At 64.7% G+C, this 12,015-nt stretch carries 13 protein-coding genes and 1 pseudogene; 5 read left to right on the top strand and 9 right to left on the bottom strand.

What is annotated here, in order from left to right:
- Positions 1-50 precede the first annotated feature (50 nt).
- The 9 genes from EOA33_RS10320 to EOA33_RS10280 form a co-directional block, all read right to left on the bottom strand.
- Complete coding sequence (locus EOA33_RS10320) at positions 51-548, bottom strand: DUF1579 family protein (RefSeq protein WP_126057454.1); 498 nt, start codon at positions 546-548, stop codon at positions 51-53.
- A gap of 3 nt (positions 549-551) precedes the next feature.
- Positions 552-923 (bottom strand): cupin domain-containing protein, encoded by a 372-nt coding sequence (locus EOA33_RS10315; RefSeq protein ID WP_126057453.1) that lies wholly within the window; start codon positions 921-923, stop codon positions 552-554.
- Positions 924-966: 43 nt separating this feature from the next.
- Positions 967-1,524 (bottom strand): hypothetical protein, encoded by a 558-nt coding sequence (locus EOA33_RS10310; protein WP_126057452.1) that lies wholly within the window; start codon positions 1,522-1,524, stop codon positions 967-969.
- 4 nt (positions 1,525-1,528) lie between these two features.
- A complete protein-coding gene (sucC, locus tag EOA33_RS10305; RefSeq protein WP_126057451.1) occupies positions 1,529-2,722 on the bottom strand; it encodes an ADP-forming succinate--CoA ligase subunit beta in 1,194 nt (397 codons plus the stop codon).
- Between the two features lie 29 nt (positions 2,723-2,751).
- A complete protein-coding gene (gene mdh, locus EOA33_RS10300; RefSeq protein WP_126057450.1) occupies positions 2,752-3,720 on the bottom strand; it encodes a malate dehydrogenase in 969 nt (322 codons plus the stop codon).
- Positions 3,721-4,050: 330 nt separating this feature from the next.
- Positions 4,051-5,253, bottom strand: a complete 1,203-nt coding sequence (gene zapE, locus EOA33_RS10295) for a cell division protein ZapE (RefSeq protein ID WP_126057449.1) — start codon at positions 5,251-5,253, stop codon at positions 4,051-4,053.
- A 109-nt stretch (positions 5,254-5,362) separates the two neighbouring features.
- Entirely contained in the window at positions 5,363-5,902 is a 540-nt protein-coding gene (locus EOA33_RS10290; RefSeq protein ID WP_126057448.1) for an AprI/Inh family metalloprotease inhibitor, read from the bottom strand.
- A gap of 216 nt (positions 5,903-6,118) precedes the next feature.
- Entirely contained in the window at positions 6,119-6,562 is a 444-nt protein-coding gene (locus tag EOA33_RS10285) for a VOC family protein (protein WP_126057447.1), read from the bottom strand.
- Between the two features lie 42 nt (positions 6,563-6,604).
- Complete coding sequence (locus EOA33_RS10280; protein WP_127405569.1) at positions 6,605-8,029, bottom strand: hypothetical protein; 1,425 nt, start codon at positions 8,027-8,029, stop codon at positions 6,605-6,607.
- A gap of 158 nt (positions 8,030-8,187) precedes the next feature.
- On the opposite strand from EOA33_RS10280, the gene EOA33_RS10275 reads away from it, so the two are divergent.
- The 5 genes and pseudogenes from EOA33_RS10275 to EOA33_RS10255 all read left to right on the top strand — a co-directional run.
- Entirely contained in the window at positions 8,188-9,198 is a 1,011-nt protein-coding gene (locus tag EOA33_RS10275; RefSeq protein ID WP_126057445.1) for an MBL fold metallo-hydrolase, read from the top strand.
- An 80-nt stretch (positions 9,199-9,278) separates the two neighbouring features.
- Positions 9,279-9,440, top strand: a complete 162-nt coding sequence (locus EOA33_RS10270) for a DUF1328 family protein (protein ID WP_126057444.1) — start codon at positions 9,279-9,281, stop codon at positions 9,438-9,440.
- A 193-nt stretch (positions 9,441-9,633) separates the two neighbouring features.
- Entirely contained in the window at positions 9,634-10,518 is an 885-nt protein-coding gene (gene dapF, locus EOA33_RS10265) for a diaminopimelate epimerase (RefSeq protein WP_126057443.1), read from the top strand.
- Positions 10,518-11,801 (top strand): tRNA (N(6)-L-threonylcarbamoyladenosine(37)-C(2))-methylthiotransferase MtaB, encoded by a 1,284-nt coding sequence (gene mtaB / locus EOA33_RS10260; RefSeq protein WP_126057442.1) that lies wholly within the window; start codon positions 10,518-10,520, stop codon positions 11,799-11,801. Before dapF ends, mtaB begins: the two co-directional genes overlap by 1 nt.
- 12 nt (positions 11,802-11,813) lie before the next feature.
- Positions 11,814-12,015: pseudogene (locus EOA33_RS10255) on the top strand (signal recognition particle-docking protein FtsY); the annotation flags it as partial.

Below are 12,015 nucleotides of genomic sequence, written 5' to 3'. Positions count from 1 at the left end.
TAATATGTGTGATTATGTGTAATTCTTCAATGCCGGCGATCACCATCGGTTCAGCCTTCCTTCATCTCGGAAGGCGCGACGCGCCGGTAGAGCCCGCTCACCATGCCTTGCCAGGCATCGCTGCCGGAAGGTTTGAACTGCAGCCGCATGCGGTAGGTGTCGGCGCCTTCAAAAACGTAAGTCACCCGCGCGGCGCCGCGCGGCGACGACCGCTCCAGAACCAGCTCGCTGTCGTTCCACGTGCCTGTGGCCGGGGACGCCGGCACAAAGCCCATCGAATCGAACTGGTGCATGGTGACGAGGCTGTTCTGCTGGTCGAAGCCGAACACATTGTGCGAGCCGAACGAGATCGTCCCGTCGCGGCGCTGGCGATAGCGCTGCACCACGAACAGGCCGCCGAACTGCGCCTCGGCCATCACTTCCGAAGTCGCGGTGCCGGCATCGGTCCATTGCGTGCCCGCCACCTCTTCCTCGCCGCGCCACGCGCCGACCAGCGCCTGCAGGCGCTGGTGATCGGCCGAAAGCGAGGAGAAGGGCGACGCGTTCATGGCTCAGAGCCGCTTCAGATCGGTGACTGTGAGCTCACTCCGGGCATTGCCGGTGTTGAGCGTCGTCGCCGGCTCGAACATCAGCACCACAGGCTCGGAGGTCAGCGAACGCGGCCGGTGCTCGACGCCGCGCGGCACGACGATGAAGTCACCCTCGCCGAGCTCGACAGGCCCGTCGCGGAAATCGATGGCGATGCGCCCGCGCAATACGAGGAAGGCCTCGTCCTCATGGTCATGCGCATGCCAGTCGAAGGCGGCACCGAACTTGGCGACCTTGGCCTGGCTGTCATTGACGTCGCCGGCGACATGCGGATCGAAGACCTTGGCGATCTTTTGATCCGCCGCCTCGACCAGGTTTATCTTGCGCGGAGGCATGGGCTCGTTCCTGCGTTCGCAATGGCGGGGGCTTCAACGCGGCTCATTGTTGGCCAACCGCATCGTGGTGAGAATTCCGGCTGAATCGAAAAGCGCCGCTGTAGTTCTCGCCAACAGGAGGATCACCGATCGTCCATACAAGCCGGCATTTTCCGTCGTATCCGGTCGAAGCCAGGCAGTCCTTGGCGGCAAAATACCGAAGGTAGATCTTGTCTCCTGCGTCAGGGAAAATCTCTTCTTTCGGCAGCTCCACCAATCCCTGCGATTCCACGTAGTCGAAAAACGTCGACACGTGTCCGGTGCTACCAAAAACCTCGCAAACACCGACAAGCCTGTTTGCGTCAGGTCTCTCGGAACTCAACTTGACGAAGGGCGCCGAAAGACCTTTTGACGTATCTCGATTAAGGATTTTCACGCCGAAATTATCCGAACTGATCGAGAACCCGTTTTCCAACGCCAACTGTCCGCTTTTCGCCAGATCACCATCGGGAGCGATGCAAATTTGCTGATAGAGCACGACGGCATCCGAAATCTCTTCCGCATGCGACGGAACGGCCAGAAAGCCGAATCCGATTGCACACAGAAGGCGGCTCGGTTGCATCCGCTCAGCCCTTCACCGCCTTGACGATCTTCTTGGCCGCGTCGTCGAGGTCGTCGGCCGAGACGACGTTCAGGCCGCTTTCATTGATGATCTTCTTGCCCAGTTCGGCATTGGTGCCTTCCAGCCGCACCACCAGCGGCACCTTCAGCCCGACTTCCTTGACCGCGGCGATCACGCCTTCGGCGATGACGTCGCATTTCATGATGCCGCCGAAGATATTGATCAAAATGCCTTCGACCGCCGGATCCTTGGTGATGATCTTGAACGCCGCCGTCACCTTCTCCTTGGACGCGCCGCCGCCGACGTCGAGGAAGTTGGCGGGCTCCGCGCCGTAGAGCTTGATGATGTCCATCGTCGCCATGGCGAGGCCGGCGCCGTTGACCATGCAGCCGATATTGCCGTCGAGCGCGACATAGGCGAGGTCGTATTTCGACGCCTCGATCTCCTTCTCGTCCTCTTCGGTGGTGTCGCGCAATTCCATCACGTCGGGATGGCGGAACAGCGCGTTGTTGTCGAACGACACTTTCGCGTCGAGCACGCGCAGCCGGCCGTTCTTCATGACGATCAGCGGGTTGACCTCGAGCAGGCTCATGTCCTTCTCGACGAATGCCTTGTAGAGGATCGGGAACAGCGTGCCGCCGTCCTTGGCCGCGTCGCCGTCGAGCTTCAGCGCGCCGTTGAGCGTCTTGAGATCATCCGCCGTCACGCCCTTTTCCGGGTCGATGGCGACGGTGATGATCTTCTCCGGCGTGTCGTGCGCCACGGCCTCGATGTCCATGCCGCCCTCGGTCGAGACGACGAAGGCGATACGGCCGACCGAACGGTCGACCAGGATCGACAGGTAGAGTTCGCGATCGATATCGGCGCCGTCCTCGACATAGAGGCGGTTGACCTGCTTGCCGGCCGGGCCGGTCTGCTTGGTGACCAGCGTGTGGCCGAGCATCTCGTTGGCGTTGGCGACCACCTCGGCCACCGACTTCGCCAGCCGCACGCCGCCCTTGGCGTCGGGGGAAAGCTCCTTGAACTTGCCCTTGCCGCGACCGCCGGCATGGATCTGGCTCTTCACCACATAGAGCGGGCCGGGCAGCGCCTTGGCGGCGGCCTCGGCATCGCCGGCCTTCAGCACCGGCACGCCCTCGGCGACCGGCGCGCCGAACGACTTCAGCAGTGCCTTGCCCTGATATTCATGAATGTTCATGGCTTATCTCCGGATCAACTGCTGGCGGATCACTTCGAGGCGAGGTGCGGCGCGATCTTCACGCAGGCCTCGGTCAGGCCCTGCACCGTCGCCACCGAACTGTCGAACATCTTCTGCTCGCTCTTGTTGAGGTCAATCTCGATGACACGCTCGACACCGCCGGCGCCGATCACCACGGGAACGCCGACATAGGTGTTCTTCACTCCGTACTGGCCCGACAGGTGGGCCGCGCAGGGCAGCACGCGCTTCTTGTCCTTGAGGAAGGATTCGGCCATCGCGATCGCCGAAGCCGCCGGCGCGTAGTAGGCCGAGCCGGTCTTCAGCAGGCCGACGATCTCGGCACCGCCGTCGCGGGTGCGCTGCACGATCTGGTCGAGCTTTTCCTTCGAGGTCCAGCCCATCTTGACGAGGTCGGGCAGCGGAATGCCGGAGACCGTCGAATAGCGGATCATCGGCACCATCGAATCGCCGTGGCCGCCGAGCACGAAAGCGGTGACGTCCTCGACCGAGACCTTGAACTCCTCGGCCAGGAAATAGCGGAAGCGCGCGCTGTCGAGCACGCCGGCCATGCCGACGACATGGGTCTTGGGCAGGCCGGAGAACTTCTGCAGCGCCCACACCATGGCGTCGAGCGGGTTGGTGATGCAGATGACGAAGGCCTTCGGCGCGTATTTCTTCAGCCCGGCGCCGACCTGTTCCATGACCTTGAGGTTGATGCCGAGCAGGTCGTCGCGGCTCATGCCCGGCTTGCGCGGCACGCCGGCGGTGACGATGCAGACATCGGCGCCTTCGATGCCGGCATAGTCGTTGACGCCGGTCAGCCTGGCGTCGAAGCCGTCGACCGGCGACGACTGTGCGATATCCAGCCCCTTGCCCTGCGGAATGCCCTCGGCGATATCGAACAGAACCACGTCGCCGAGGTCCTTGAGGCCGATCATATGGGCGAGCGTGCCGCCGATCATGCCCGAGCCGATAAGCGCTATCTTGTTGCGTGCCATGTGAGGATTTTTTCCCTTTGTCTGTGACGGCGCCAATCTTTAGCGACTTGCTGACGGCGTCGAGGAAGGAGGCCGAATGCTGCGGGGAACCCGTGAGATTTCGCCGCACCCAATAGCTCCGGTGGATAGAAAATTCAAACGATTATTTTGGAGCGAGCATTTTCAATCGGTTAGATAATTTGGGTTTTACGTAAACGTCAAAATTCCTAAGCCGACTTGGGAGAATTTACACAATGAAGATGGAGATCAGAAGGCTGGCGGCGAGCGATGACGCCCTTGTGATGGCGGTGCCCAATGGGCGTCCGGGCGAGCCACATGGGCTGGCCGAGGTTACGCCCGCACCTGCTGCGCCTCCGGCGATGCCATCGCCCCGTCCTTCCGTCTTTCGGCCCAGTCCTCCAGCCACTCATGCCCCTGCATCTCGATCAGGCGCGAGGCCGTGCGCTCGAACTCGAACACCTCGTTGCCGCGTTTGGCCGTATAGAGCCCGGGCGGCGGGGCATCGGCGCTCACCACCAGCCGCGTGTGATGGTCGTAGAGGGTGTCGATCAACAGGATGAAGCGCTTGGCCTCGTTGCGCTTGCCCTCGCCGAGCACCGGCACATGGTCGATGAAGATGGTGGAGAAGCGGCCGGCGATGGCCAGGAAATCGCGCGCTCCGAGCGGCCTTTCGCAAAGATCGGCGAAGGAAAAGCGCGCCGCGTCGCCGGCCGCGCGCGGCACCACGACCTGCCGGCCCTTCACCGTCAGCGTCGTCTCCGCTACCGGCTTGCCATGCGTCATCGCCCGCCACGCCTCGTCGAGGGCGGCGTCGGCCGCCGCGTCCGCCGGCGCGACATAGACCGCCATGCGGCTGAGCTTCTCGAGGCGATAATCCTTGTCGTTGTCCAGCGTCATCACCTCGGCATTGCGCTCGAGCAGGCCGATGAAGGGCAGGAAGAGCTGCCGGTTCAGCCCGTCACGGTAGAGACCTTCGGGCGCGACATTGGAGGTGGCGACCAGCACGACGCCATTGGCAAACAGTGCCGAAAACAAACGCGACAGGATCATCGCATCGGCGATGTCGGTGACGGAGAACTCGTCGAAGCACAGCACCCAGGCCTGCTCGGCCAGCGCGCGCGCCACCGGCGGGATCGGGTCGTCCTCCTTGGCGTCGCCGTTCTTGCGCGCCTGCCGGTGCTTCTGGATGCGGTCCTGCACATCGGCCATGAAGTCGTTGAAATGCACGCGGCGCTTGCGCCTGACCGGCAACAGCTCGAAGAACATGTCCATCAGCATGGTCTTGCCGCGGCCGACGCCGCCATGGATATAGAGGCCCTTGACCGGTGCCGGCGGCTGCTTGCGGGCGAACAGCCAGCCCAGCGCGCTCGATTTCTGCGCCAGCCTTTTTGCCGAGATCTCGTCGGTCAGCCGATCGAGCGCGGCGGCGATGCGCTCCTGCGCCGGATCGCGCGCGATGGCGCCGGTCTCGACCAGATGGTCGTAGCGCTGCCTGACGGTCGCATGGGTTTGGAGGCCGTCACGCAGGTGCATCGGTCACGTCGTTCTTGAGCATATCCAGGAAAAGTAGCCGCTTTCCCCCCGTAATTGGAGCGGCTAGGCGACTCTTTCGAACGCTGAACCGCCCCAGGGCGGTATCGCCTTATCTTGTAAGCGAGATCGGCAGGCCGGTGGAAGTCTGGCCGTCGAATTTCTCGCCGCCCGAGGAATAAAGCCTGGCCAGCGTGCCGCCATTCTCGTCATAGAGGGTCAGCTGCTTGCCGGCGACATTCCAGGACTTGATGCCGTCGATCGGCGCCGGGCAATGCAACGGACCGGCGCGGTAGCCGGCGCCGAACTTGGTCTGCGGCGTTGCCACCTTGCAGCTCTGGCCGGAAACGCTGGCGTTCCACACACCGGCGACGCTGGCCGCGGTGAGGTCCGGCGCCCCTGCGGGTGCGCTTCCATCCGGCGGCAGCGAGGCGACCTGGCCGTTCGCCGGCGCGGTCGGGAACTGCGAGGCGTCGGCGGTGCCGGGAGCTGCCGGCGGCGGCAGCTGGTTTCCGGTCACCGTGCCGGCGGGCGCGGGCGTCAGCGGCGCCGGCTGCTGGTCATCCATCGACGAGAATCGCGACGTCGAGCAACCGCTTGCAATCAGTGCGGCCAGCGATACGGCCACCAGACCGGTCTTCGAAAAAGTCATTCCTACCTCCGTCGGACCCGGCTGGGGGGACGCCGTCCGCGCAATCTCTCCCTCCACCAAGATGGAGAAGGTGGCAGAATTTCAACCCGATATGGTTAAAATAGGGTTTTCGGGGCAATTGTTGCAATTTTGTCGCAACAGGCGTGTGACCCTCGAAGGTCCAATTATGGCGCGCCTCGATGAAGCCCGTTGTCGTCGGCAATATCCGGCGCGGCCCTATGCGGAAAGCCCCGCGCTCGGCACGAAGACATAGCCGTCCGGACCGACGACATAGCATTCGCGCAGGCCATGCGGCTTGTCGATCGTGCCGGCGAGCACGATGTGGCCGAGATCGCGCGCCCGCGCCTCGATCGCATCCGGATCGGCACCATAGAGGCGCAGCTCGATGCCCGTCCCGCGCGTCTCGGCGCCGGCGATGACGCCGCTCATCTCATTGTCGAGATAGGAATGGTCGGCATGCAGCATGAATATCGAGCCCAAGAGTTCGATCGCCGCGAAATCCTCGTCGACATAGATGATGCGGGCGCCAAGCACGTCGCGGCAGAAGGCCTCCATCGCCGCCATGTCGGTGACCAGCAGGTTGACGCCGATGCCGCGCGGCAGCGAGCGGCCGAAATCCTCGGCCTTCATCCACGGTGTCTTGGTCCGCTTCATTGCCATCGTGCTGCCCTCGGAAATTACGGGGATGTCGCTGGAACGGTCTCAGCGCGGTTCGAACTGGTAGAGCGGTTGCGCGAGCGCCACCGGGGGCCGCAGCAAGTCGGCGCAGCGGCGGTCCAGGTCGAGGGCCAACTGATGGGCTCGCAGCGCCGCCGTCTTCCAGGCGCCGGCTGTTTTCAGCAGGGCAAGCGCATCCGACGGGCGGTTGGCCGCAATCATGAGGTCGGCGGCGACGATGCGATCTTCCGGCGCGATGGTTTCGCCAGCCTTCAGCCTGCCCGCCAGCCCGACCCACTGTTCCCAGGGGAAGGCCGCTGTGAGCTGTTTTGGGCGATGTGGCGGTTCGGCCTCATTGCCTTTCATGAAAGGCGCCAGCGTCGATCGAGCCAACGCCCTGTCAACGAACGACTCCGCCGTTTCGCCTTGCATCTCGGAGATCAGGGCATGACGCAGATTGTCCTCCCGTTCGCGGCGACCAAGAACATAGTCGATCCCATTGAGCATAGCCGCCGTGACGGCATCGGGATTGTTGATCGGGTCGAGCTGTTTTGCTGCAATCTGCGCGTTGAGCGCCCCTGCCACTGTAGGGCCAAGCCGCAGATCACCGGTCTGGTTCACGAGAGTCAGCAAGATGGCGGCCTGCGGAGAATGGTCAATCAGCTGCCCGATTGGCCTGATGGCTGAACCCATACCGTTTTGACGGTCGAGCGCCTGTACCTGCGCCGGCTGTTTGGAAATGTCGAAGAACGGGCGAAGATTGGCAGAGTTGAGGGCGTTGCGAAGATAACCGGTATGACGCTTGTCGATTAATGCCGCGGGCGGAAGGCGGTCGAGGTAGGCGACGTAGTCGGAGAGGTCGTCTTCTGCTGCCCGCATCTCGAGCGCTAGGAGCCAAACGCCTGCTTCTTCAGCCCTTTGGGCGAGCTGCGACTTTGCCTGATCATCGAGAGCGGACAGCGCCTGCGCAATTCCTTTGGCGGCGACCGACGCTTGGTAAAGATCCGACGTCTGCAAGCGCGCCAGTTCGTCCAGAAGCCAGTCGCCATCATCCTCCATGACCAGCGCGCGCCAGGCGGATTGGCCAAGCTGTGGCACAATCGACTGTGCCTTGGGCAGCGGCTGCATGCCGGCAATCATCGCCGCCCGGTCCGGCGTTGTTGCATAGGCAAGTCTGAGTTCGACAATGCGCTGCGGCGGATGACTGCGTTTTTCCAGGCTCGCCAGAAGCGCCGAGCCTTCGGTGTAGGCAAGGCCGCCATAGCGTATCTTCAGATACGCGGCGTCATCCCCGAAACGGTCGCGCCAGAAATTCGGGAACGTTGCCGGTTCGGCAAGCAGGAAATCGCCCGCGTCCAGGATGGCTGGCGCAAAGGCGCAAGCGCCGGGCTGCGTCTGCGCGGCAGCCGGCGCTATCGGCGCGGTCCCCATGATCGCCGCCACGACTGCAAGAACTGCCTGCCGACGCATGGTTTCCCCCTCCATTCCGCCGACCGATCGTATACCGGAAATCATCGCCGGCGCCAGCGCGCGGCCTCTGGCCAGAGCATGCACCCGTCCCCAAATGCTTGCGCCAGATGGCATCGATCCTATCTTGCAAGAGGAAGAAACATGCCGGAGCCGCAGCCTTGGCCGCAAGAAAGACAGCCGCCAACCGCTATTATCGCGGCCCGCCAAGCGATCATTTCGACGGCACCCTGTTCTTCAATCCCAATGGCAAGCCGCCCGGCCGCTTCGCCGACCTCCTGCGATGGCAGTTGGGCGGCGAGCGCGCGAAATGGCCGGCGGCCAATCCGAGCCCGTTCCATCAGGCGAGGCCGGACGAGCGCGTCGACGGCGCCGCGCTGCGCCTCACCATGGTCGGCCATTCCTCGCTGCTCATCCAGACGGCGGGGCTGAACATCCTCACCGATCCGGCCTGGTCGCAGCGCGTCTCGCCGCTGTCCTTTGCCGGGCCGAAACGTGTCAACGCGCCGGGCATCGCCTTTTCCCAGTTGCCGCCGATCGACCTCGTGCTGGTCAGCCACAACCATTACGACCATCTCGATCTCGCCACGCTGAAGCGGCTGAAGGCGAGGCACGACCCGCTGGTGATCACGCCGCTCGGCAACGACGCCATCATCGACGCCGCCGTCCCCGGCATGCGGCTCAGCGCGCATGACTGGGGCGACAGGCTCGACCTCGGCAAGGATGCCGCCATCCATGTCGAGCCGGTGCACCACTGGTCGGCGCGCGGCGCGCGCGACCGGCGCATGGCACTGTGGGCGGGGTTCGTGGTCGAGACGCCAAGCGCAAAAATCTATTTCGCCGGCGATACCGGCTTCCATGGCGGCGCCAACTACCGGCTGATGGCCGAAAAGCATGGCGGCTTCCGCCTCGCCATCCTGCCGATCGGCGCCTATGAGCCGCGCTGGTTCATGGAGCCGCAGCACCAGAATCCCGAGGAGGCGGTGCAAGGCATGATGCTTTGCAACGCAGCCCACGCCGCAGGCTGCCACTGGGGCACCTTCCAGCTCACCAATGAGCCGATCGACGAGCCTGCCCGCAAACTGGCCGAGGCGCTCGACGCCGAGCGCCTGCCGCGCGAACGTTTCCGCGCCTTGCGGCCGGGCGAGGTGTGGGATGTGCCGGCCGCCTAGCCCAGGAGCTGGCCGACCACAGGAACCCAAGCCGACAAGAGGCGTTGACCCAACAGCGCAATTCGGCTGGGAGCCTTTCCATGATCAAGTGGATCATCATTCTTCTTATTGTCGCCGCGGCGGCGAGCCTGCTCGGCATGCCGGCACTGGCAGGCGCGGCCGCCACCGGCGCGCGCGTCCTGATCGGCGTCGTCCTCATCATCTTCCTGCTGATCGTGCTCGGCGTCTTCGCGGTTACCTAGGCCCGACGTCTTCGCCGTCGGCTAGGCGCGACGTCTTCGTCGTCGCCAAGGCGCGACGTCTTCGCCGTCGCCGGGCCCGGTGTCTCCGTCGTGGCCGGTTCGGCGTCTTCGCCGTGGCTTCAAGCGCGCCGCACTGGTAATTCCCGCCCGTTTCCGCCATATAGCGCCAAACGGACATGGAATGACCGGTTAGATGGCAGGCACCGCCCCCTTCGCCAAGATGAATGGCATCGGCAACGAGATCATCGTTGCCGATATGCGCGGCCGCGCCGACCGGGTGACGCCGGCGGCGGCGATCGCGCTCAATGCCGATGCCGCGACCAAGTTCGACCAGATCATGGCGATCCACGATGCGAGGACGCCGGGCACCGCCTATTATGTCGACATCCTGAATTCCGACGGCTCGGGTGCGCAGGCCTGCGGCAACGGCATGCGCTGTGTCGTGCAGGCGCTCGCCGCCGAGACCGGCCAGAAGAGCTTCACCTTCGAGACCCGGGCCGGCATCCTCAACGCCAAGGAACATGCCGATGGCACGATCTCGGTCGATATGGGCGCGCCGCGCTTCGGCTGGCAGGACATCCCGCTCGCCGAGGAGTTCCGCGACACCCGCATGATCGAGCTGCAGATCGGCCCGATCGACGCGCCGGTGCTGCATTCGCCCTCGGCCGTCTCGATGGGCAATCCGCACGCCATCTTCTGGGTCGATCGCGACGTCTGGTCCTACGAGCTCGACCGGTTCGGCCCGCTTTTGGAAAACCATCCGATCTTCCCCGAGCGCGCCAACATCACCATCGCGCAGGTCACCTCGCCCGAAACCATGGTTATCCGTACCTGGGAACGCGGCGCCGGCCTGACCAAGGCCTGCGGCTCGGCCGCCTGCGCCGCCGTGGTGGCCGCTGCCCGCACCAAGCGCACCGGCCGCAGCGTCTCGCTGATGACGCCCGGCGGCGGCTCGCTGCATGTCGAATGGCGCGACGACGACCACGTCATCCTGACCGGTGCCGCCGAATGGGAATTCTCCGGCAGCTTCGACCCTTCGACCGGCACCTGGGCCCGCGACACCGAAAGCGCGGCCTGATGGCGATAGACGTCGTCACCTTCGGCTGCCGCCTGAACACCTATGAGTCCGAGGTGATGCGCCGCGAGGCCGAAAGCGCCGGCCTCGGCGCGCTCGAGGGCGGCGCCGTCATCTTCAACACCTGCGCCGTCACAGCGGAAGCGGTGCGCCAGGCCAAGCAGTCGATCCGCAAAGCCCGCCGCGAGAACCCGCAGGCACGCATCATCGTCACCGGCTGCGCGGCGCAGACCGAGCCGCAGAACTTCGCCGCCATGGACGAGGTCGACCTCGTGCTCGGCAATGAAGAGAAGCTGAAGGCGAATTCCTATCGCGCGCTCCCCGATTTTGGCGTCAACGACACCGAGAAGGCGCGCGTCAACGACATCTTCTCGGTGCGCGAGACGGCCGGCCACATGGTCGATGCAATCGAGGGCCGGGCGCGCGCCTTCGTCCAGGTGCAGAATGGCTGCGACCATCGCTGCACCTTCTGCATCATCCCCTATGGCCGCGGCAATTCGCGCTCGGTGCCGATGGGCGCCGTGGTCGAGCAGATCAAGCGGCTGGCCGGCAATGGCTATGCCGAGATCGTGCTGACCGGCGTCGACATGACCAGTTTTGGCGCCGACCTGCCGGGCGCCCCGAAGCTTGGGAAGCTGGTGAAGACGATCCTGCGCCAGGTGCCAGAGGTGAAGCGGCTCAGGCTGTCCTCGATCGATTCCATCGAGGCCGACGAGGACCTGCTGGACGCCATCGCCACCGAGCCCCGGCTGATGCCGCATCTGCATCTGTCGCTGCAGTCGGGCGACGACATGATCCTGAAGCGCATGAAGCGCCGCCACCTGCGCGACCAGTCGATCCGCTTCTGCGAGGAGGTACGCAAGCTGCGCCCCGGCATCGTCTTCGGCGCCGACATCATCGCCGGCTTCCCGACCGAGACCGAGGCGATGTTCGCGAACTCGGAAAAGATCGTCGAGGAATGCGGCCTGACGCATCTGCACGTCTTCCCGTTCAGCCCGCGCGAAGGCACGCCCGCCGCGCGCATGCCGCAGGTGCGGCGCGAGGTGGTCAAGCAGCGCGCGGCCCGGCTTCGCGCCGCCGGCGAGGCCGCCTATCGCCGCCATCTCGCCGCCCTTGCCGGTACGCGCCAGTCGATCCTGGTCGAGCGCGACGGCCTCGGCCGCACCGAGGGGTTCACGCTGGCCGCCATCGACGCCGGGGCACCGGGCAAGATCGTCGAGGCTGTTGTTACGGGCCATGACGGCGCCCGCCTCCTGGCCGCGTCGCTTGCCGCGCGCGCCGCCTGAGATACGCAAAACATGGCTGGTTTCTTCAAGAAGATATTTTCGTTCGGCAAGAAGGAAGTCGTCGAGGAGCGCGTCGACGAGACGGCACCCTTGCCGCCGATCAAATGGGATGCGCTGGACGCGCTGAAGCCGGCGGCCGAGGAGCCGAAGCCCGAACCTGCACCGGACATTCCGCCGGCGCCGGAACCCGTCATCCCGCCGGCACCTGAGCCGG

It is taken from the genome of Mesorhizobium sp. M4A.F.Ca.ET.050.02.1.1 (assembly GCF_003997725.1).
GTDB lineage: Bacteria > Pseudomonadota > Alphaproteobacteria > Rhizobiales > Rhizobiaceae > Mesorhizobium.
The sequence above is the reverse complement of the archived record's forward strand: the minus strand, read 5'-3'. Positions and strand labels throughout refer to the sequence as shown.